Below are 21,108 nucleotides of genomic sequence, written 5' to 3' on the forward strand. Positions count from 1 at the left end.
CCGTTGCGCCGGTTGATCACGCGATATAGGGTTTGGGGATGAGGTTCTCAAACTTAGACGGTGCCTAGTTTTCGATCAAACTTTTTTTCAAAAGGCTTGCGTTGCGCCGGTTGATCACACCGTTACTAGGGTTTTCGATCAAACCTTTTCCCAAAAGGTTTGCGTTTAAGCCTTTTTTTAAAAAGCTTGCTTTTCGCCGTTTAGGGCTTTTGGTCAAGCTTTACACCGGAAAGATTGCGATCAAACTTTTTTAAAAAGGCTAATTGTTAAATTAGCCTCCTTGAGCAAGTTGAAAAAAACAACTTATCTTGCCCATAGTTAAGACCTCTTGAGCGAAGCGTAGCGTAGCGAAAAGGGCACCGTCCTCCAGAGACAAAACTTGGGCTGCAGAGCCGCAACTCTGCCGAAACAAAAAGTTATTAATGGTTAAGCCCGAATCAGGGCTTTATGTTTACGATAATCACAGGCGCGCAGTTCGGCGACGAGGGAAAAGGCAAAATTGTGGACCTTCTTGCGAAAGATTACAACATTGTTGCCCGCTTCCAAGGAGGAAACAACGCAGGCCATACGGTCAGAGTAGGAGACGAGGTTTACAAATTGCACCTAATCCCTTCAGGTATTTTGCTTGATTCCAGAGTTCTGATTGGGCCTGGGGTTGTCCTGAATCCCGAGGTTCTTGCCGAAGAAATCACAATGTTTGAGAAACACGGCATAAAAGTAAATGCCGAAAAACTTGGAGTCGATGCGAAGACAAGCATAATCATGCCTTACCACATCGAAATGGATGGGCTAAGGGAAGCATCTAGGGAAAAGAAAATAGGAACTACAAAACGCGGAATAGGTTATGCTTATATCGATAAAGTAGCAAGAGACGAATTCCGCATGGCTGAGCTTGTAGATCAGGAACGTTTTCTTGCAAGACTTGAGGAACTTGCTCCCCAAAAAGAAAAGGAGATAGCAGCACTGGGAGGAGATCCTAAAATCGTCAGAGACCCTGCATTAATAGATAGATATATTGAGCTGGGCAAAAAGTTTGCCACTTATGTAACAGACGTCTCCATGGAAATCAATAAAGCCCTTGATGAAGGAAAACATGTAATGGCTGAAGCTGCCCAGGGTACGCATCTCGATGTTATACACGGAACCCAGAAATTCGTAACTTCTTCTTCTACAATCGCGGGTTCGGCCTGTGCCAATCTCGGAGTTGGCCCTACAAGAGTAGACAACGTAATTGCCATAGTAAAAGCTTATATCACAAGAGTCGGCGAGGGCCCACTTCCCACAGAGCTTACAGGAGAACTTGGGGAAAGGTTACAGAAAGCAGGAGGAGAGTTTGGGACAACTACCGGCCGAGGCAGAAGATGTGGATGGTTTGATCTACCACTGCTGAAGAAAGCTATCGCCCTTAACGGATATACCGAAATTTCTCTGACCAAATTGGATGTACTAACAGGCCTTAACCCAATTCGAATCTGTACCGGCTACACCTGTAAGGGAGAAAAACTGGAATACCCTCCGGAACTTACAGAGGATCTTGCTGAGTGCAAGCCTGTTTACGAAGACCTTCCTGGCTGGGAAACTGACCTTACCGAAGTAAAAGACTTCGAAGAACTTCCAGAAAATGCCATAAATTATGTCAAAAGACTAGAAGAACTGATGAAAGTTCCTATTAATTACATATCAGTGGGTCCAGGCAGGGCGCAAACCTTTAAAAAAGAGTGATTCTATTTGGTAGACTTGGTAGACCAATTACCGAAAAATGAGTATATTAAGTGTAGATGGGTAATAATACAGATCTTCAATTGTATTTATGCCCAAAATACTTTTTTAGAAACTCTATCATAAATAGATATATCTTTGTTTATTTTTTCGCATTTGATTACAGTGCATTTCTTCCTTAGTTTGCGCTGCCTATAAATTCCGGAAAGTCTCTATCTGTCATCTTCCGGAGGAACACCCCATAAAAAGACTTCAGGTGCAGGGTAAGCCTGCTATATTCTGCAGGCCATTCCTGCGTTTTACTTGGCCTTGATTGAAAGTCTTGAGCTCATTAGTATCCCTCTTAGCTTCCGTTTTCCCTATCTAAAAAATTGCTGTTTTTCTTCTACTTATCCTGCTTTTAGAAGGGATACCACAAGGTTATCTCTCTTCAAGAAGTCTGTTAGTTGTCTCTGAGTTTTAATACATGATTCCTGGATTTTATGAATTCAGTATGGATATCCTTCGTGACGTGCGACATCCTGATCCAGAGCACGTAGGGTACAAGGTCCAACTTTACCATCTGGAGCCAAATAACCTTTATGACTCTGATAGGCTTTTACTGCGTTTTCGGTATTAGTGCCAAAATATCCATCTATCTTCCAATCTGTTGGAGGAAATTCTACATCCCATAGACCTGTTTGGACTAATTTCACTGCGTCCCCAGAACTTCCGTAATGAAGAGAGTAAGGATACAACCCTTTGCAAATATTTACTAAATCCTGGTTGCCACTAAACAGATACGAATGTAAAGTGCAGGTGCAGGCACTTGCTGACGCAGCTGTCAATGACGCTATGAAACAAACCATCAGCGCTATTGCTATTATTCTTCTTATTTTCCCTTTCATGGATCTTTTCACTTCTTATTGTTGTAATCTTTTCCTAAGCCCAAAACTTTATTTATATAGGATTTATACACTTGAAATAAAAAATCAAATGCAATAAGCACTGTGTTTATTTTTCGTTTTTAAACAGTTACTTTAATGCTATTGATTTTTCAGTTCAGTTGCGTAAGTTCAAATACTGATCTTTTACTATGTTCTAGATTTTTGGTTTCAACCGCTTCTTTCGTATTCGATTGAATTCCAAACATTAGAACTTTTATACATTATTATATTTTTTTCACCAAAATATCTAACAATTAACATTATGATTAACTTTATAAAAAGTGAAGCAAAAATGAGACAGTATGCTAATATTTCTGTAAAATCATAATGGGGGAGTTAAAACTTAGTATTAAATAGTCGATGGAATTTATATTAAGAATAATATAAAAAATATTTGTAGCGCTAATTAGATAGATAAAAATCGAAACACTTATACGCTGTTTTATCACACTTTTTTGTGATATTATGACAGCTTCGAATAAAGAAAATTTAGACCTGGAAGTAAATCCGACTTGCACTGTAAATGAATGTATCATTGAACCCTTGACAGATGATTCTTTTTGCACTAAAAGCTCTTTATCTTCGATACCAATCGAGGAAGATGTTAAACTGACAGGAGAGAAAGATGTTGAACTAACAGAACTCGCAAAACCAACTAAAAGCAAAACATTGACAGCCAAGCAGTTCGTAACACAAAGGAAGCGAAAAACTTACACAGCAACAGTACCTTCGGGAGTAAAATGTCTTGACATTAGTGTGACGGGAATTCATAATAATTATAAATTAAGCCTTACTATTTATACCCCAACAGGAGAGTGCTGTGGGACATTTTACGGCACTGGCAATATAACTCGTCGTATATTTGGAGCTGGAAATAAACAATTGCCACAAGGAAAATGGAGGTTAGTGGTGTCCGGGGATGAAGGCTACAAGGTTAAAGTATCCAGGCATTGTTAATCTTCAAAAAAAACTTATTCATTATTTATTATTTTTTTTATTAATATCAACAGCTGGGGCTACTGAATGTATTATAGAGCCTATTCCAAGTGACCAATTCGGAGTCCCAATTCATGGAGAAAAAGTAGTAGAGGTTGAGGTCATCGAAATACCATATTGGCAGTTTTTATTGTGGCTTGCCATAGTGTATGTCTCAACAACGATTGATTTACTTTACCCTACAAAACTAATTTTCGCAATAAGTGGATATCGAATTGTAAACTCCGAAAATGTACTTGACAGTACCATCCGTTTTAGAATTTACACATATATCAAAGCTAAACCTGGAGCATATATTAATGAGATTGTTGAAAGAATAGGCTTAAACAGAGAAACTATAAAATACCACATAAAAACACTAGAAACTCAGAACAAAATCGAAGCTTATAGAGGGAGCGGTAAAACAAGATTTTTCGAAAATAATTTTGCTTATAATGAGGAAGAAATGAAAGTTATTTCTGCTCTTCAAAACTCAACTAATCAAAGAATAATTTCAGAAATATTAACTTGTAGATGTAATACAAATATAGCTCTTTCACGTGAACTTGGAGTTTCTACGGCTACAATCAGCTGGTATACAAAAAATCTCAGAGAAATTGGCCTTATAACAGAAACAAAGGAAGGAAGAAAAAAAATTTACAGAATAAATTCTGTATATAAACTCATTGTCGAAAAATATATTATGTGAGCTCATCCCAAAACTCAAAATTGTTTCTCTGAATCTCATTATCTGAATCTCAAATTCTTAATGACCAATCGAGTTTCGGATCATGGAAATGATTCTGAGACTCTTTTTGATGTGAAAATAAAATTGGTTTTGGGATGAGCTCACAATAACTTTTTCTTTTCCTTATACCATGCCGATCTATCAATTTTGACAGGTAGAAATACAAGAACTTAACAAAAGCAAAATGATTCTAGGACTTCGGGTAGGTTGGGCTAACTGCAGTTTGGAGATAAATAAGTAATAAGGTATTAAAACAGAAAGTTGAAAGGATTCATCAAAAAGTCAAACAAGGCTAAAAGAGCGGTTGATTAGAACCTAGCTACCTTTTAGACCTTGACTAATATTTTCACTTACTTTTTCACTGTAATATATCCTGAGATTTTTTCGTGTTATTACCTTTTGTATTCTTTACTGTCTAAACTCATATTTTCTTTACTATATTTATTATGTACAGGGTTCTTGGCTGTTGAAGTGCTTTTATCCCTAAAATCCCATTTTCAGGAAGTTGGACTATTGGCACTCTTGTCAGTAAGCTGAACTTTCAGTGGAGCTTTTCCTGAAGTTAGAGAAGCTGAGAATGCAGCAACAGGTGGTTTTAGTTCTGCATATTAAATAGCTCTCATGTAGATGTCGGTGTTTCCATAATCACTACCATATTCCCATACTATTTTATTACCGTAAATAGCAGGATTCCATGCTGATTCTTTGGCGCTAATTTTCATTTTCTTCTTAGTGGAAATATCGTACATGTAGACACCATGATTCACCCAACCATCATCATCTCCACCATCATCCTCCCATACTATCCTATTACCATAGATAACAGGATATCTCTGATTATCTGGACTGCTAGTTAGCTGAGTTTCCTTTTTAGTGGAAAGATCATACATGTAAATATCGTAGTTTCCAATGCGTTTATCTTCCCATACTATTTTATTACTATAAATAGCAGGTTGGTATGCTAATCCTTTGGAGCTAATTTTCATTTTCTTCTTAGTGGAAATATCGTACATATAGATACCATGATTCACCCAATGATCATCTACTCCGCCGTCGTCCTCCCACACTATCCTGTTACCATAGATAGCAGGATATGTCTGATCATCTGGACTGCTGGTTATCTGGGTTTCCTTTTTAGTAGAAAGATCATACATATAGATATCCCAATTCTCATTGCGATAATCTTCCCACACTATCTTGTTACCATAGATAACAGGTTCATAAGCACTCCCACTATTGGTAATTTGAGTTTCTTTCTTTGTAGATAAATCATACACATGGATATTTGAGTCTCCGTATATATCGGAGTATACTATCTTATTACCATAAATGGCAGGATTTTCGCCTGCTGATCCACTGGTAGTAATTTGAGTTTCCTTTTTAGTGGAAAGATCGTACATGCAGATATCGTAATATGTGTCTGTGTCTGTAGAATAAGTATTTCTCCACACTATCCTGTTATTGTAAATAGCAGGAGAGTGTGCGTATCCGCTGGTACTTATCTGAGTTTCGGTGATTTTAGACGAAACATAATTATCTTCGACAGTGGCATTTCCAGTATCTATTGTGCTGTTTCCAGTATTTATGGTAGCGTTTCCAGTATCATTCTCAGTAGCTGCTAATGCTGCAGAAGAAACGAAAAGCGAGACAAGCGCTATTGAAACTAAACTTACCTTACAAAGAGTCTTTATTTTATTCAATATTATTCATCTCTATTTTATTGAATTAGCTTATTTAATGTGCTTAACTAGCATTTAAAATCGTTTTCAATATTTTATCAGGAGTAAATAGAAAATAAATACTTGCTTTTTTGTTTCAATACATTAAGACACTTGGAATAAATAAAGAAGCTTTATTATACTTCTTTTCTCACTAAAATCAGTCACTCTAAGCCTTATACATGTAATTACTTCTCCTTATGTATGTGAGTACTCCTGAGTTTTTTCTACAAATAGGAAAAGTCTTTTTTAAGATTTGAGCAATGACTCATTCCTAAGCCCGAAACTTTATTTATATATGGCTTGCACATTTGGACTAAAATCAAATGCAATAAACACTGTGTTTATTTTTCGTTTTAAACAGTTACAGGTTTAATGTTATTGATCTTTTAGTTCAATTGAATAAGTTCAAATATTGGTCTTTTATTGTGTTCTAGATTTTTGGTTTCAACCGCTTCTTTCATATTCGATTGAATACCAAACAGTATAACTTTTATACATTATTATATTTTTTCTCACCAAAGTATCTAACAATTAACACATTAAGTAAATTCATAAAAAATTGAATCAAGAACCCAACGGTATGCTAAGATTTTTGAAAAATCATAATGGAGAGGAATTCTGTAAGTAAATACAGCCTTTGAATAACCTGACTTAAGTTATGAATAAAAAAGGCCTTATAAGAAATAGAGACAATATTAATGCTTATCCAGGGGAGTGATTAGCATGGTGGAGAATGAGCAATTGTATAATGAAGTAAGGGAAGCTGTCAATGTTATTCCGATGAAGATTGGCTTTGAGGGCATAGATGGTATTTCTGAGTACGTTACGAAGCGCGTTTTAGTTGGATATGCATTTGTCCAGTATACAGTAAAAGAAAATGAGTTAGGCAATAGAGAATTCACGAAGACGCTTGTTAAATCAATTCCAGTTTATCAAGATGGTTCAGGTAGTGGTATTTACGGTGTGGATACTTACATCGGGAATGAAGAAACTGTAATTGGTGTTGTGCCAGCTACACGTCCAACGTATGGAGTTTTTGGGTTAATGCCTCTTGAGGACTTATCACTCGAACAAGTCGCTTCACTTTCATTTAGTCACTTTGGCGAAGACAAGTTTTTAGGATTCGAATATGACGGTGTTGAACATCCCGACTGGATTAGTATGCTTCGTGAAAAGTGGATAGAGATAGTGTATGAAAATGAAAAGGAACGTGAGATGTGGGGTGAAATACGTGGATAAGAGAAAAAAGTCAAAGAAACTTAATTTGAAGGTTTAGGAGCAAGTAAGGACTAATCCCCGCCATTTCAATGGTGGGATACAGCCCGTCATCTCCAACATAATAGCGTTAAATTGATATACACATGGTTACCATATGTATATACTAACATGGCAGGAAAAGAATACTGGATAAGTGCAAGAGGTTGTGTATATAACACAAATTACCATTTCGTGTGGTCTACAAAATATAGAAGAAAAGTCCTTATTGGAAAAATAGCTGAAGATTTGAAAGAGCTACATGAAAAGATAGCAAAAGAAAAAGGTGTAACTCTTGTCACTCAAGAAGTAATGCCAGACCATGTGCATCTCTTCATAATAATGCATCCGAAATTTGCACCTGCTGATATTGTAAAAATATTCAAGGGTATTACTGCAAAGAAACTCTTTGAAATGCATCCAGAAATCAGAAGTAGATTATGGAACGGTCATCTCTGGAATCCTTCTTATTATGTTGGAACTTGCGGAGATACAACAAATGAAACTGTTAACATGTATATTGAAACTCAAAAGGTGAAATGATTGTTGAAAGTGTTACGGTATAGAGTCTATCCTACAAAGGCTCAAAAGTCAACTATGAATAACACTCTTGAGCTTTGCAGGTGGACGTATAACGAAACACTTGCACTCAGGAAAAACGCATGGGAGTCAGAGCAAAAGAACATAGGATACTATGATTCTAAGAAAATGATTCCTGAATGGAAAAAAGAAAAGTCTGAATTGAAAACAGTCCATTCTCAGGTGCTACAGGAAGTAGTCAAGAGAGTAGACCTTGCCTTTCAAGCCTTTTTCCGAAGAGTAAAAACCGGAGAAAAAGCAGGTTATCCTAGATTTCGAGGATATGGAAGGTATGATAGTTTCACCTACACACAGTCAGGTTTTTCTCTGGATTCAGATAGGTTAACGCTATCAAAAATTGGTGATATTAAGATCAAGTTGCACAGACCAGTAGAAGGGGAAATTAAAAGGCTCAATGTTCGTAAGATGCCTACAGGAAAATGGTTTGTTTCTTTTCTTGTTGAAACTGATACTCCTTTGGAATTGCAAAAGACAGGATTATCAGTAGGTGTAGATGTAGGTATCAAGAGTTTCTTAACTCTTTCAGATGGTAGTTATGTACCTAATCCACGTTTCTTTGTAACAGAAGAAAAAGCTCTTGCAAAAGTTCAAAGAAAGCTCTCAAAACTTGAAAAAGGAACACCTGAAAGAGTAAAAGCTTTGAAAGCTGTTCAACGTGTTCATGAAAGAATAGCAAACAAGAGAGAAGATTTTGTACAAAAAGTAAGTCTTGATCTTGTCAGAGCTTATGATTTGATTACTTTTGAAGATCTTAATGTCAAAGGTATGACAAAGAATCACTGCCTAGCAAAACATATTGCAGATGCAGCATGGAGTAAATTGATAACTATCACGTCTTACAAGGCAGAATGGGCTGGTAAACGTGTAGAACTTGTCAATCCATATAATACATCACAAATGTGTTCAGGCTGTGGTCAAATCGTCAAAAAAGAACTATCAGAAAGAACACACAGTTGTCCCTACTGTGGTCTTACTCTCGATAGAGATCATAATGCCGCTATTAACATTTTGAGATTGGGATTACAATCTCTTCGGATTACCGGTAGATGCCCGTCACTTCAGTGATGGGAGTAGTCACCAACTAAGCAAGCCTCCAATTTGCTTTCAGTATATGGGAAATAAAGGCGCAGGGGATCAGCATTTCTGGACATATACCACATAACGGTGACAATGTAATCTCTACAAGGAATAAACGTAATAAGAAGCTCTGAAAAACAGACAAAAGACTTAATCAGACTCATTAGGAGACTCCATAGTAAGCTCGGGAGGTCTCTAGTTTGGCTTCAATTTGACTCATCTTTCCCTTTTTCAGACAGGTACCTGCCTCCAAGACTTGATACAGCAATTTATAAAACCTATTCACTTAGGATCTTTTGAACTAATTCAACAGTTTAAATTAAAATATTTGAGCCTTGTAAAAACAATTTTGCTGAGATCTCTTTGTATTTTTTCACTTTTATTAGTAAACCCAATTTACAAAGTAGGATTTTTCATTAATAGTATATTTTTTCCAATCTGCATTAATATATATTTATAAATATATATGAATTGTGTGATTATTTTAAATAATATTAAACTGTATTGAGTATATGTTGAGGTGTGAGTTCATGATTCCTACGCAATTATAGAATTAGCGTTTAAGGAAGTAGGAATCGACATTATGTGGAAAGGCAAAGGTAGTAAAGAATATGGAGTAGATTTCAGTACAAGCAAAGTCTTAGTAGAGATAAGCCCCAGATATTACCGGCATACGAAGTAGATATACTGATTGGGATCCCTCAAAAGCAAAGGAAAAACTTAGCTGGAGGCCTAAAATAAATCTCATTAAAAAATGGGGTTGAACAAACCTATAGGTGGTATCAAAGTCAAGTTAAATGAAAAGCTTAGAAAAATGAATCCACGCTAAAAACAAGTAAATGTGTTCTTCTATGACTGAACATGCAACTGATTACGAGCTGGTTATTCGCCCGAAATATGGGCTTCTGGATCTGAACTGGCAGGAGCTTAAGGAGTACAGAGAGCTTCTTTTCTTCCTTGCCCTGAGAGAAATCAAGATCAGGTATAAACAGACAGTTATGGGGGCATCATGGGCATTATTGCAGCCTTTTTTCACGATGATAGTGTTTACTTTGATCTTCGGCAGGCTTGCAAAAATGCCTTCAGATGGAGTGCCCTACCCAATATTTTCATATTCTGGTCTTCTCCTCTGGACTTATTTTTCGAATGCTCTTTCTCAATCAAGTAATAGCCTTGTTGACAATGCCCCTCTTCTCTCAAAGGTTTACATGCCTCGGATATTCATACCGACTGCTCCATGCCTTTCAGGTCTTCTTGATTATGGAATTGCTATGAGCATTCTTGCGATAATGATGGTTTATTACCGATTTGTGCCTGGAATTTCAATAATCCTGTTGCCGTTCACTATACTCTTGACATTCATGCTTGCATCGGGGGTTGGTTACTGGCTCTCGTCCATCTGTGTGAAATACAGAGATGTAAAGTTCATTGTTCCTTTTTTTATGCAGTTGCTGTTGTTTGTATCACCGGTAATCTACCCTGCAAATATTGTGGGTGAGAACCTGCAATGGTTGCTTTACCTGAACCCTATGACAGGTTTAATAGGTGCTCATCGCGCATGCTTGCTCGGGCACACTCCTGTGAATTTTGTTGGACTTGGAATTTCAGCGGTGCTGACGATAATAATCTTTCTGAGCGGAATACTATACCTAAAGCGTACAGAGAAGTACTTTGCGGATTTGATTTAATGATGGCGTCAAAAAAAGAAGAACCGATAATTGAAGTAAAAAATCTGTCTAAACAGTACAATATCGGCGTGGACACGACTTATAAGACTCTATCTGAAAGTGTTACTTCTGCTGTGAGACATCCAATAAAGGCGCTGAAAGACTTTAGCAGTCAAAACGAGACTTTCTGGGCTCTCAAAGACGTGAATTTCGAGGTCGAGCGCGGAGAAGTCATTGGTATCATCGGGAGGAACGGTGCAGGCAAGAGTACTCTTCTTAAAATCCTCTCACGTATTACCTCTCCGACAGAAGGTGAAGTTCGGATGCGAGGCCGGGTGGGCAGTCTCCTTGAAGTAGGTACCGGTTTTCACCCTGAGCTTTCTGGTCGGGAAAATATCTATTTTAACGGTTCTATTCTGGGTATGAAGAAGAGAGAGATCGACGAGAAGTTTGATGAGATCGTGAAGTTTTCAGGCGTCGAAAAGTTTCTGGATACACCAGTTAAACGGTATTCTAGCGGAATGCAGGTTAGACTTGCTTTTTCGGTGGCTGCAAACCTTGACCCAGAGATTCTTGTAGTGGACGAAGTGCTCGCTGTGGGCGATGCGGCATTTCAGAAGAAGTGTTTGGGGAAGATGGAAGAAGTTGCAGAAGGTGGAAGGACTGTGCTATTTGTGAGTCATAATATGTCTATGATCTCCTCACTATGTGAAACAGCAATTCTGCTTGAAAAAGGAACTGTAATAGAGAAAGGGAAAACTGGGAAAGTTATCAATGCTTACCTTAATTCCGGTCAGGAGGCAACAGGACAGATCATTTTCTCTAAGAACCATCCTGGAGATAGCGAGGCAATTTTACTTGCTGTACGTGTTTTAAACAAAGATGGGATGCCTATCACTGAGGCACTTATTGACGAGGACATATTTATTGAGATGGAATATAAACTGTTGAAAAATGACATGCTTGTTTATCCTAATTTTCATATTTATGATCAGTATGGACAAGTTGTATTTGTTACTTCTGACTCAAAACTTGATCACAGCTGTGAATTAAAGAATAAAGCTGGAGACTATGTATCCAGATGCAAAATACCTGCTAATACCTTGAATAATAATACATATTATATTACGTTCGCGTTGACAACTATTTATCCACTCCATGTTCACTTTTGTGAGAAAGATCTGCTTTTCGTTACAATTAATGATCCTATTGAAGGAATTTATTCAAGGTCTAAAGGTTATTCCGGGCCAATGCCGGGAGCAGTTCGTCCATTATTGGAATGGAAATTATATGGACCTAAAGATAGCAGATTAGGTGATAAAACATGAAAACCTTAATCCTTGCTGGTGGATTTGGCACAAGACTTGCAGAAGAGACATATACCATCCCAAAACCTATGGTTGAGGTAGGTGGGAAGCCTATCTTATGGCATATAATGAAATTGTATTCTTTTTATGGGTTCAATGATTTTGTAATTCTTCTTGGATATAAAGGTTATATCATAAAAGAATACTTTGCAAATTATTTTCTTCACCAGAGTGATGTGACAATCGATCTATTAAATAATAAAATGGAAGTACATTATAATCATAGCGAACCATGGACTGCTACACTGATCGATACAGGATTGGACACAATGACCGGCGGTCGTATATTGAGGGCAAAAGATTACGTTGGTGATGAGACTTTCATGCTGACCTATGGAGATGGTGTTGCTGATGTTAATATTAAAAAACTGGTTTCGTTCCACCGTTCTCATGGTCATCTGGCAACTGTAACTTCAGTGCAGCCTGAAGGACGTTATGGTTCGATTTCGGCAAATGATAGCGGAAGAATAGAACACTTCGTTGAAAAACCAGCAGGCGATGGAGCCTGGATCAATGCCGGTTTTTTTGTCTGCGAACCTGGTGTTTTTGATTACTTGCGTGATGGAGATGCAACTGTTTTTGAAAGGAAACCACTTGAGGCTCTCAGCCATGATGGGGAGTTGTTTGCCTATAAACACACAGGATTCTGGAAATGCATGGATACACTACGCGATATGCAACAACTAAACCATATGTGGAATGAAGGTCAAAGCAAATGGAAATTGTGGGATTGATGATCTATGGAATTAATGTCAACCTACAAAGGTAAAAATGTCTTCATCACAGGTCATACTGGTTTCAAAGGCTCATGGCTGTCTCTATGGCTCGCTAAAATGGGAGCCAATGTATTTGGTTATTCACTCTTCCCGGACACCACTCCCAATAATTATACTGTATCTTCAGTGACTGATTTGCTTTTCGAGGAAACAATTGCCGATGTTCGTGATAAAAAATCACTGAAAAAAGCTATTAAAAAAGCAAATCCAGACTTTGTATTTCATCTTGCTGCTCAATCTTTGGTACGAAAAAGTTATAGTTGTCCTGTTGAAACATTTGAGACGAATGTTATTGGCAGTTTAAATGTCTTGGAAGGTTTACGTGAACTTGGGCAGCCCTGTTCAGTAGTTATGATAACCAGTGACAAATGCTATGAAAATAACGGGCAGATATGGGGCTATCGCGAAAATGATCCTCTTGGAGGTTATGATCCCTATAGTGCAAGCAAGGCAGCTGCAGAAATTGCTGTAACATCATACAGACGATCTTTTTTTCCAAAAGATAGCCTGGATAAACACGGAGTGCAAATTGCTACGGTGAGAGCAGGAAATGTCATTGGAGGAGGAGATTGGGCAGAGAACAGAATCATACCCGATGCTGTAAGAGCTTTGTCAAGTGGTAAAACAATTACAGTTAGAAACCCTAACGCTGTTCGTCCCTGGCAACACGTCCTGGAACCACTGTTCGGTTACTTAATGCTTGGGGCAAAAATGTCAGAGGAGAAAAATCCTGAGCTTTGCTCGGCATGGAACTTTGGTCCGCTTTGTAATGAAGAATGCCCGGTTTCTGATCTGATGGATTTATTTTGTAAAGAATGGGGACGTGGCAACTGGAACCTAGTTTCTCTCACAAATGCACCCCATGAAGCTTCCGTTTTGCGTCTCTCTATTGATAAAGCAGTCTATAAGTTGCACTGGGCACCAAGATGGAATCTATATGAAGCCATAAAAATAACTGCTGCCTGGTATAAAAAATACTATAATGGGTATGAAGGGTCCATGCAGGATGCATGTTTTGCAGATATTGATGCATATCAGGAGAGCTTATAATGAATATTGAAAAATTACCACTGTCTGGCGCAGCGGTTATTGATGCAGAACCTTTTATAGATAACAGGGGCGTTTTCGCACGATTTTTTTGCGAGAAGGAACTTTCAGAATTAATTGGGGATCGGCATTTCGTGAATGTCAATTTCTCCAGAACTCTTAAAAAAGGAGCGATTAGAGGTCTTCATTTTCAGCATCCTCCTAAAGCGGAAATGAAGCTTGTGCGTTGCATACGCGGTTCAGTATATGATGTTATAGTCGACATCCGCAAGGATTCTCCAACGTTTCTCAAGTGGTTTGGTATAGAACTTAGTTCTGATAATATGAAGATGCTGTGTGTTCCCGAAGGTTTTGCTCATGGATTTCAGGTACTTGAAGAGTCTTCAGAAATGCTCTACCTTCATAGCGAGTTTTATTCAAAAGAATATGAGGGAGCATTGAACTGCTCCGATCCATTGCTTGCAATAACATGGCCTGTTGAATCGGCAGATGTATCAGAGAGAGACAAAAACCATAAAATGATCGATGATGATTTTCGAGGTGTTATATTATGAAATGCCGATTTTGTGGTCACACTCTGGAAAATGTATTTATTGACTTAATAAATGCACCTACATCAAATTCCTATCTTACAAAGGAACAGTTGAATGAACCGGAGATATACTTTCCCTTAAAAGTATTTGTTTGTGAACATTGCTGGCTTGTGCAACTTGATGAATACAAAAAATCAGATGAGATATTTAGTGAAGATTATGCTTACTTTAGTTCTTACTCAAAATCCTGGGTCAAACATGCCGAAGACTATGTTGAGATGATCTGTAAGAGATTATCGCTTAATAAATCATCAAAAGTGATGGAGATTGCATCCAATGATGGATATTTACTTCAGTTTTTTGTAGTGAAAGGAATACCCTGCTTTGGAGTTGAACCTTCTGCCGGAACGTCAAAGGCAGCAGAGGAAAAAGGCGTTGAGTCAATAATTGAGTTTTTCGGTTCAAATCTGGCAAACCAAATCATTAAAGAGCGCGGGAAACAGGATTTAATAATTGGAAATAATGTTCTGGCTCATGTTCCTGACATAAATGACTTTGTCGGAAGCTTAAAAACTGTGCTTTCAGATACAGGAACAATTACAATGGAATTCCCTCATCTTTTAAAGTTAATTCAGTATAATCAATTCGACACAATATACCATGAGCATTTTTCGTATTTTTCATTGAATACTGTTGAGCAGATATTCCTTGCGCACGGCTTAAAAATATACGATGTTGAAGAACTGCCAACCCATGGGGGTTCATTGAGAATTTATGCCAGCCACGTAAATGATGAATCACATAGCATGGCTTTAGGCGTGGAATCCATTAAGAAAAAAGAAAGGGAAATGGGTCTACTAAACCCCGAAATTTACGCTTCTTTCCGGGAAAAAGCGAATATTGTCAAACATTTCTTTCTTTCATTTCTTTTAAAACAAAAAATAATGGGGAAAAAAATAGTTGCTTATGGTGCGGCAGCAAAGGGAAATACACTGTTGAATTATTGTGGAATTAAGGGAACTGATCTGATTGAGTTTGTTGTAGATGTCTCTCCACATAAGCAAGGTAAATATTTGCCGGGGTCACAGATTCCGATAGTGCCTGAACAAAGGATATTTGACGATAAGCCAGACATAATAGTTGTTTTTCCTTGGAACATAAAAGAGGAGATTTTTGCTCAATTGTCTTATGTAAAGGATTGGGGATGTCAATTTGTTGTTGCTGTTCCTAAACTGGAGTTAATGTAAAGGTATCGTTTGAATTATACTAACTATTTTGGTATGGGTACGTATGAGAGTCTTAGTTACTGGTGCTACAGGATTTATAGGTCGCCATGTTGTCCCCTGTTTATTGGATAAGGGACTGGATGTTATTGCTACATCACGTAATAAAAACAAAGCAAAAAATTATGACTGGTATAGTGAAGTGGAATACATCGAGTGTGACTACCACAATGACACCCTGGATTACTACAATGTCTTCGGAAAACCAGATGTTATCATTCACCTTGCCTGGAATGGTCTCCCAAATTATAAAGATCCGTTTCATGTTGAAAGAAATCTTCCTGCAAATTGTCTTTTCCTAAAGAACTTCATAGATGGAGGAATTAAAAAGATGGTAGTAACAGGCACTTGTTACGAATATGGTATGCAATGTGGTTGCCTGCATGAATCGGATAATACTCAACCTGTGACTCAATATGGCCTTGCTAAAGATACACTCCGCAAGTATCTTGAATTTTTAGTCCGTGATACTCAAACTTCTTTTAATTGGGTCCGTCTTTTCTACCTTTATGGAGATGGGCAAAATCAAAATTCTCTTCTTCCCCAGCTTGAAAAAGCTATATACGAAGGTGAAAAGGTATTCAATATGTCTGGTGGGGAGCAGTTACGCGATTATCTATCCGTAGAAGATGCGGCTCGAAACTTGTGTACAATTGCACTTCAGAGCGAAGTTGATGGAATTGTTAACTGCTGTTCGGGCAATCCGATATCAATTCGTCGTTTGGTGGAGAAAAAAATAGATTTGCTAAACTCTGATCTCAAATTAAATCTAGGATACTATCCGTACCCTGATTATGAGCCAATGGCTTTTTGGGGCAGCGTAGATAAACTCATGAAATTAAAAAATTTAATTTAAAAAATTAAGACATTTTGGAGATTCAGCATATGGACAAAAATTTAGAGTTTAAGGAAGAGTGCCGCTTACGTGTCGCAAATTATAAAAATGATGTTCTTTTGCAGGATTCAGTTAAAAGTTTTGTCAATGAATCCATAAGAGCAAAATATTCATACAACTTCACATGGCTTGGTCGCCCAATCATCCAATACCCACAGGATATAATTGCGATGCAGGAAATCATCTGGCAGGTGAAGCCAGATTTAATTATTGAGACGGGTATTGCACATGGTGGTTCACTTATATTTTATGCTTCCATGCTCGAACTATTGGGAGGAGACGGACATGTAGTTGGAATTGACATTGATATCCGCAAGCATAATCGGATGGAGATCGAGAAACACCCAATGTTTAAGCGAATCACAATGATTGAAGGTTCCAGCACTGATGAAAAAATTGCTGGGGAGGTACGCAGGTTGGCGGAAGGAAAAAAGGTTTTGGTGTGCCTTGACTCAAATCATACACATGAACATGTTCTTCGCGAACTTGAATTATACGCACCGCTTGTGTCTGTTGGGAGTTACTGTGTGGTTTTTGATACGATAGTTGAGGATATGCCTGCCAGTTCATATCCAGATCGACCTTGGGATAAAGGAAATAATCCAAAGACTGCTGTGAGAGCGTATTTGAAGGAACACAATGAGTTTGTGGTTGATGAGGAAATTGAAAATAAATTGTTGATTACTGTTGCGCCGAGTGGGTACCTGAAGAGGGTTAAATAATATGGAAAAACCACTTGTATCGGTAGGGATTCCTTGCTATAACCGGCCAGAAGGTTTGAGGCGTACACTGGAATGTATTACAGGACAGACGTATAAAAATCTGGAAATAATTGTATCAGATAATTGCTCCCCTGATCAGGAAGTTGAAAGAGTTGGGAGAGATTTTGCAAGCAAAGATTCGCGGATACAATATTATCGACAGAAGGAAAACATAGGCACAATGCCTAATTTTCAGTTTGTGCTGGAAAAAACAACTGGTGAATATTTTATGTGGGCGGCGGATGATGATGAATGGCAGCCGAAATACATTGAAACTATTTTAAATAATATTGGCAATGCAGGAAGTTGTTTTACAGATTATATATATCGAAATCGATTTAAAAACTACGAAATAAGATATAATGTGCCTTCAATCTCTCCTGAAAAATCTACCTATATTAATAGTATATTGTTCTTAAAAAATCTTACTCCAAGTATGATCTATGGACTACACAGAACGGAGACAATTAGATGGGTTAGCAAATCTGAATTTTTTGATTTTTGGGATTGTTTTTTTTGTTTGAGGCAGATCATCGAACACGGATATAATATAGTGCATTCCCCACTGTATATAGCAGGTGTCGATACCGAAGAATACATAAAAAAACCATATTATCCAAAGGAAGGGCAGGTCTTCGTTTACAAGCCTTTCTTTAAAAGTTCTTTGAAATGTATTATGTCAACTAAGAAATTTACGATTACCCAAAAATTAAGCGCACTGTATGTATTAACCAGTGTTACTTCAGGTTTGTTTATTAGCCATGAAAAAGATGAACAGCTATTGAAAACTTCATTAATGAGACTCTTTTTATCATGCCTGAAACCTATGACTCTATTTTTAAAGAATTAAGTGAAGTAATCCCATAGGAGATCGATGGATATTATGTATAACATATGTCAATATTTTTGATTAAAAAACAAGAACTGAAATTAAAAGATGATTACGGATATGAAATAGTTAAGGTAATGAAAATACACACTAAGAATATATCGAAATTAATTGATGAATATTGCAAAGGTATTTTTCCAGATTATTTAACTATTGATGTTGAAGGAATTGAAATAGATATTCTTAAAAATATTAATTTTACTAAAAATTATCCTAAAGTAATAGTTTGTGAAACTATTTCATATTCAGAAAATGGAAATGGTGTGAAAATAATGATATCATAAAATATCTTGAAAAAAATGGATATATTGTTTATGCTGACACATACATTAATACGATTTTTGTAAGAGAACAATTATGGAGGAGATGAAAGGGCTTAAGTTATAAAATCATATTTATTTAGGTAAGGGGAGGCAATTTCGAGTTTTGGGATGCACTCATGATATATCAAATCATTATAAAAAGGCAATACTGGATCACGTGTTCCTTCAACACTAAACCTTTCAAAAGATTTGTTGCTTCCAGATCTTATATTTAAACAAGGAAACGACCGACTCTACTTGATTTAGGAAACTATCGTTGAATATAGTGAAGTAGAACAAAGTAAGGTTGGAAAAGGAATTTCAGTTCATAAAGGATAACAGTTTCAGGGTCTCTAAAGTTTATCTGAAAAAGCCTCAAGGAATTTAAGCTTTGTCAATGGTCATGGTCTTGTCTCAGATGATTTTTCAGTAGTGGAATGGAAGCTAAGAAATAAACTAAAAGAAACAGAGAAAAAAACCTAATCAGAGGTGAAGATGCAAACCAAAACCGAAGTAAAAATGGGGTTTTCAAGAGGGTAAAAGGTGTTACAGAAGTGAAATTGGAAATGAACACAATTTCAGAAAAATAACATTTCAGATTACATAAAGGTGACATTAAATGTTTCTCGTTTGCACTCAAAACCAATCAAATCGTGAGGCATGGCTGGAAAAAACATTAAAAAATATTCCCTCCGGTTCTCGAATTCTGGATGCAGGGGCGGGAGAACTGCAATATAAACCCTTCTGCGAGCATTTGAATTATGTCAGCCAGGACTTTGCACAATATAATGGCGAAGGAGATGGAAAAGGTCTTCAGACAGGAGCGTGGGATCAAACTAAATTAGACATTATCAGTGACATCACTGCAATCCCTGAGCCTGACGGATCCTTTGATGCCGTAATGTGTATTGAAGTATTCGAACATCTACCAGAACCGATCAAAGCCATCAAAGAATTTTCACGTTTACTCAAACCGGGCGGTCATCTTATCATCACTGCTCCATTTTGCAGCCTAACACACTTTGCCCCTTATCATTTCTATACCGGATTTAACCGATATTTTTATCAAGAACACCTTTCAAAGAATGGATTCGACATCATAAAACTGGTTGAAAACGGGAATTACTTTGAATATCTCGGCCAAGAGATTCGGCGCATACCATCTGTCGGAGAAGAATATGCGAGCAAAAAACCAACATTCATCCAGTTTCTTGCCATGAAAATTGTGCTTTCGATGTTAGACCAGTTTACAAAAAAGGATACCGGATCATCGGATCTTCTTCACTTTGGTTGTCAAGTACACGCAATAAAAAAGGACTGATACAATGCTTAAAAAGGCACTGAAGTGTTTGGCCAGCACCATCAGCAATCAATATGTTGATCTATCTGAAATTTCACGGTGGACTTTTGAAGAATTCAAAAAGCTTCAGAAATTCCAGCTTCAAGAGATAACAAAAGTGACCGAACAGACCCCTAAAGAAGCAATTATTTTGACGCTAGTAAAACTAGAGTTTGGTGGTATAAATTGATCATCGTCAAACTCATTGGTGGGCTCGGCAACCAGATGTTTCAGTATGCTTTAGGTCAACACCTCGCAATGAAGAACAATAGTACATTAAAACTAGATATACAGGGATTTAAGAATTATAAACTTCGAAATTATGACTTAAACTGTTTCAATATTCAGGAAAATATTGCTAGATCGAAAGATCTAATGTGTGTTTCCCTCCCGTCAGACAGATTCATTCATAAAATTGGAAAGCATCTAGAGGTTAAACTCACCGGTGTTCAACAAATACAATATATAAAAGAACAGAAGAGTGATTTCCAACCGGAGATCCTCAGTCTTGGGGATAACATCTATCTTGATGGTTACTGGCAGAGTGAAAAGTATTTTTTGGATATTGAGAATATTATCAGAAATGAATTCAGTATTGTAAATCCACTCACTTCGACAAGTCAGAATATTGCAGAGCAAATTAAGGGTTGTGAGTCTGTGAGTATTCATGTTCGTAGGGGCGATTATGTTTCAAACCCTGTAGCAAATCAAATACTTGGAGTGTGTTCTTTAGATTATTATAATTCTGCCATTCAACTAATGAATAAAAAATTGAAGTGTCCCCATTATTTTATATTTTCAGATGACTTGGCTTATATGGAAACAATTTTTAAAGATAATTCTTCGGTATCAATTGTTTCTCACAATAATTTAGATAAAAACAATGATTTTCAGGATTTATATCTTATGAGTCTTTGTCAGCACCAAATAATTGCTAATAGTACATTTAGTTGGTGGGCTGCTTGGCTTAACCGTAATAAATACAAAATTGTTATTGCGCCGGAGAAATGGTTTAAAGATAAATCTATGAATTCAAATGATTTAATTCCAAAAAATTGGATTACGATTTAACCATAATGAATATATATTTTAATTAAAAAATTAGACTATTAACTTTTGAGCCTACATTCCACATATATACACATATGTGGAATTTGTTTGCCGATTTGTCTTATATATTTGCAATTATATTGATGTCCGGCTTTAAACAATGGCCATATTAGGAAAAA

The 21,108-nt window shown here is 37.0% G+C and carries 21 protein-coding genes and 1 pseudogene; 20 read left to right on the forward strand and 2 right to left on the reverse strand.

Going from position 1 to position 21,108, the window contains the following annotated elements:
* Positions 1-447: 447 nt before the first annotated feature.
* Positions 448-1,722: an adenylosuccinate synthase gene (locus tag BP621_RS10615; RefSeq protein ID WP_292389738.1), complete on the forward strand. Its 1,275-nt coding sequence runs from the start codon at positions 448-450 to the stop codon at positions 1,720-1,722.
* 485 nt (positions 1,723-2,207) lie between these two features.
* On the opposite strand, the gene BP621_RS10620 is transcribed toward BP621_RS10615, so the two are convergent.
* Positions 2,208-2,414, reverse strand: a complete 207-nt coding sequence (locus tag BP621_RS10620) for a peptidoglycan-binding domain-containing protein (protein ID WP_292389740.1) — start codon at positions 2,412-2,414, stop codon at positions 2,208-2,210.
* Positions 2,415-3,110: 696 nt separating this feature from the next.
* On the opposite strand from BP621_RS10620, the gene BP621_RS10625 reads away from it, so the two are divergent.
* Positions 3,111-3,602 carry a hypothetical protein gene (locus BP621_RS10625; protein WP_292389742.1) on the forward strand — a complete coding sequence of 164 codons (492 nt, stop codon included), beginning with the start codon at positions 3,111-3,113 and terminating at the stop codon, positions 3,600-3,602.
* Complete coding sequence (locus tag BP621_RS10630; protein ID WP_292389744.1) at positions 3,565-4,329, forward strand: winged helix-turn-helix transcriptional regulator; 765 nt, start codon at positions 3,565-3,567, stop codon at positions 4,327-4,329. The genes BP621_RS10625 and BP621_RS10630 overlap by 38 nt, the downstream gene beginning before the upstream one ends.
* 647 nt (positions 4,330-4,976) lie before the next feature.
* Here the strand turns inward: BP621_RS10630 and BP621_RS10635 are convergent.
* Positions 4,977-6,068 carry a hypothetical protein gene (locus BP621_RS10635; protein WP_292389747.1) on the reverse strand — a complete coding sequence of 364 codons (1,092 nt, stop codon included), beginning with the start codon at positions 6,066-6,068 and terminating at the stop codon, positions 4,977-4,979.
* Between the two features lie 744 nt (positions 6,069-6,812).
* On the opposite strand from BP621_RS10635, the gene BP621_RS10640 reads away from it, so the two are divergent.
* The 17 genes and pseudogenes from BP621_RS10640 to BP621_RS10715 all read left to right on the forward strand — a co-directional run bounded on the left by BP621_RS10640 (position 6,813) and on the right by BP621_RS10715 (position 20,950).
* Positions 6,813-7,328 carry a hypothetical protein gene (locus BP621_RS10640; protein ID WP_292389749.1) on the forward strand — a complete coding sequence of 172 codons (516 nt, stop codon included), beginning with the start codon at positions 6,813-6,815 and terminating at the stop codon, positions 7,326-7,328.
* 147 nt (positions 7,329-7,475) lie between these two features.
* On the forward strand, positions 7,476-7,886 hold the full coding sequence (gene tnpA / locus BP621_RS10645; RefSeq protein ID WP_292389752.1) for an IS200/IS605 family transposase: 411 nt from the start codon (positions 7,476-7,478) through the stop codon (positions 7,884-7,886).
* 9 nt (positions 7,887-7,895) lie between these two features.
* Complete coding sequence (locus BP621_RS10650; RefSeq protein WP_292389860.1) at positions 7,896-9,008, forward strand: RNA-guided endonuclease InsQ/TnpB family protein; 1,113 nt, start codon at positions 7,896-7,898, stop codon at positions 9,006-9,008.
* A gap of 863 nt (positions 9,009-9,871) precedes the next feature.
* On the forward strand, positions 9,872-10,708 hold the full coding sequence (locus BP621_RS10655; protein ID WP_292389755.1) for an ABC transporter permease: 837 nt from the start codon (positions 9,872-9,874) through the stop codon (positions 10,706-10,708).
* Positions 10,708-12,015: an ABC transporter ATP-binding protein gene (locus tag BP621_RS10660; RefSeq protein WP_292389756.1), complete on the forward strand. Its 1,308-nt coding sequence runs from the start codon at positions 10,708-10,710 to the stop codon at positions 12,013-12,015. Before BP621_RS10655 ends, BP621_RS10660 begins: the two co-directional genes overlap by 1 nt.
* Positions 12,012-12,788 carry a glucose-1-phosphate cytidylyltransferase gene (gene rfbF / locus BP621_RS10665; protein ID WP_292389758.1) on the forward strand — a complete coding sequence of 259 codons (777 nt, stop codon included), beginning with the start codon at positions 12,012-12,014 and terminating at the stop codon, positions 12,786-12,788. The genes BP621_RS10660 and rfbF overlap by 4 nt, the downstream gene beginning before the upstream one ends.
* A gap of 6 nt (positions 12,789-12,794) precedes the next feature.
* The gene (gene rfbG / locus BP621_RS10670) at positions 12,795-13,880 is read left to right on the forward strand and encodes a CDP-glucose 4,6-dehydratase (RefSeq protein ID WP_292389759.1); all 1,086 of its coding nucleotides are present in this window, start codon (positions 12,795-12,797) and stop codon (positions 13,878-13,880) included.
* Entirely contained in the window at positions 13,880-14,431 is a 552-nt protein-coding gene (gene rfbC / locus BP621_RS10675; protein ID WP_292389762.1) for a dTDP-4-dehydrorhamnose 3,5-epimerase, read from the forward strand. Before rfbG ends, rfbC begins: the two co-directional genes overlap by 1 nt.
* Positions 14,428-15,657, forward strand: coding sequence for a class I SAM-dependent methyltransferase (locus tag BP621_RS10680; RefSeq protein WP_292389765.1), 1,230 nt, complete (start codon positions 14,428-14,430; stop codon positions 15,655-15,657). Before rfbC ends, BP621_RS10680 begins: the two co-directional genes overlap by 4 nt.
* A gap of 43 nt (positions 15,658-15,700) precedes the next feature.
* Entirely contained in the window at positions 15,701-16,549 is an 849-nt protein-coding gene (locus tag BP621_RS10685) for an NAD-dependent epimerase/dehydratase family protein (protein ID WP_292389767.1), read from the forward strand.
* Positions 16,550-16,578: 29 nt separating this feature from the next.
* A complete protein-coding gene (locus BP621_RS10690) occupies positions 16,579-17,310 on the forward strand; it encodes a cephalosporin hydroxylase family protein (protein ID WP_292389769.1) in 732 nt (243 codons plus the stop codon).
* 1 nt (position 17,311) lies between these two features.
* A complete protein-coding gene (locus BP621_RS10695; RefSeq protein WP_292389770.1) occupies positions 17,312-18,199 on the forward strand; it encodes a glycosyltransferase family 2 protein in 888 nt (295 codons plus the stop codon).
* Positions 18,200-18,243: 44 nt separating this feature from the next.
* Entirely contained in the window at positions 18,244-18,522 is a 279-nt protein-coding gene (locus BP621_RS10700; protein WP_292389771.1) for an FkbM family methyltransferase, read from the forward strand.
* A gap of 328 nt (positions 18,523-18,850) precedes the next feature.
* Positions 18,851-19,014 (forward strand): annotated as a pseudogene (locus tag BP621_RS17250) (IS1634 family transposase); the annotation flags it as partial.
* 145 nt (positions 19,015-19,159) lie between these two features.
* A complete protein-coding gene (locus BP621_RS10705) occupies positions 19,160-19,861 on the forward strand; it encodes a class I SAM-dependent methyltransferase (RefSeq protein WP_292389772.1) in 702 nt (233 codons plus the stop codon).
* Positions 19,862-19,865: 4 nt separating this feature from the next.
* A complete protein-coding gene (locus tag BP621_RS10710) occupies positions 19,866-20,069 on the forward strand; it encodes a hypothetical protein (protein ID WP_292389773.1) in 204 nt (67 codons plus the stop codon).
* Positions 20,066-20,950, forward strand: a complete 885-nt coding sequence (locus tag BP621_RS10715; RefSeq protein WP_292389774.1) for an alpha-1,2-fucosyltransferase — start codon at positions 20,066-20,068, stop codon at positions 20,948-20,950. Before BP621_RS10710 ends, BP621_RS10715 begins: the two co-directional genes overlap by 4 nt.
* Positions 20,951-21,108 lie beyond the last annotated feature (158 nt).

It is taken from the genome of Methanosarcina sp. UBA5 (assembly GCF_002505485.1).
Classification (GTDB): domain Archaea; phylum Halobacteriota; class Methanosarcinia; order Methanosarcinales; family Methanosarcinaceae; genus Methanosarcina.

Coding starts and splice junctions, on each gene's coding strand:
- rfbC (WP_292389762.1), top strand. CDS start 13,880: ATGAATATTGAAAAATTACCACTGTCTGGCGCAGCGGTTATTGATGCA.
- BP621_RS10615 (WP_292389738.1), top strand. CDS start 448: ATGTTTACGATAATCACAGGCGCGCAGTTCGGCGACGAGGGAAAAGGC.
- BP621_RS10660 (WP_292389756.1), top strand. CDS start 10,708: ATGATGGCGTCAAAAAAAGAAGAACCGATAATTGAAGTAAAAAATCTG.
- rfbF (WP_292389758.1), top strand. CDS start 12,012: ATGAAAACCTTAATCCTTGCTGGTGGATTTGGCACAAGACTTGCAGAA.
- BP621_RS10680 (WP_292389765.1), top strand. CDS start 14,428: ATGAAATGCCGATTTTGTGGTCACACTCTGGAAAATGTATTTATTGAC.
- BP621_RS10700 (WP_292389771.1), top strand. CDS start 18,244: ATGTCAATATTTTTGATTAAAAAACAAGAACTGAAATTAAAAGATGAT.
- BP621_RS10710 (WP_292389773.1), top strand. CDS start 19,866: ATGCTTAAAAAGGCACTGAAGTGTTTGGCCAGCACCATCAGCAATCAA.
- BP621_RS10630 (WP_292389744.1), top strand. CDS start 3,565: ATGAAGGCTACAAGGTTAAAGTATCCAGGCATTGTTAATCTTCAAAAA.
- tnpA (WP_292389752.1), top strand. CDS start 7,476: ATGGCAGGAAAAGAATACTGGATAAGTGCAAGAGGTTGTGTATATAAC.
- BP621_RS10655 (WP_292389755.1), top strand. CDS start 9,872: ATGACTGAACATGCAACTGATTACGAGCTGGTTATTCGCCCGAAATAT.
- BP621_RS10625 (WP_292389742.1), top strand. CDS start 3,111: ATGACAGCTTCGAATAAAGAAAATTTAGACCTGGAAGTAAATCCGACT.
- BP621_RS10705 (WP_292389772.1), top strand. CDS start 19,160: ATGTTTCTCGTTTGCACTCAAAACCAATCAAATCGTGAGGCATGGCTG.
- rfbG (WP_292389759.1), top strand. CDS start 12,795: ATGGAATTAATGTCAACCTACAAAGGTAAAAATGTCTTCATCACAGGT.
- BP621_RS10685 (WP_292389767.1), top strand. CDS start 15,701: ATGAGAGTCTTAGTTACTGGTGCTACAGGATTTATAGGTCGCCATGTT.
- BP621_RS10640 (WP_292389749.1), top strand. CDS start 6,813: ATGGTGGAGAATGAGCAATTGTATAATGAAGTAAGGGAAGCTGTCAAT.
- BP621_RS10690 (WP_292389769.1), top strand. CDS start 16,579: ATGGACAAAAATTTAGAGTTTAAGGAAGAGTGCCGCTTACGTGTCGCA.
- BP621_RS10695 (WP_292389770.1), top strand. CDS start 17,312: ATGGAAAAACCACTTGTATCGGTAGGGATTCCTTGCTATAACCGGCCA.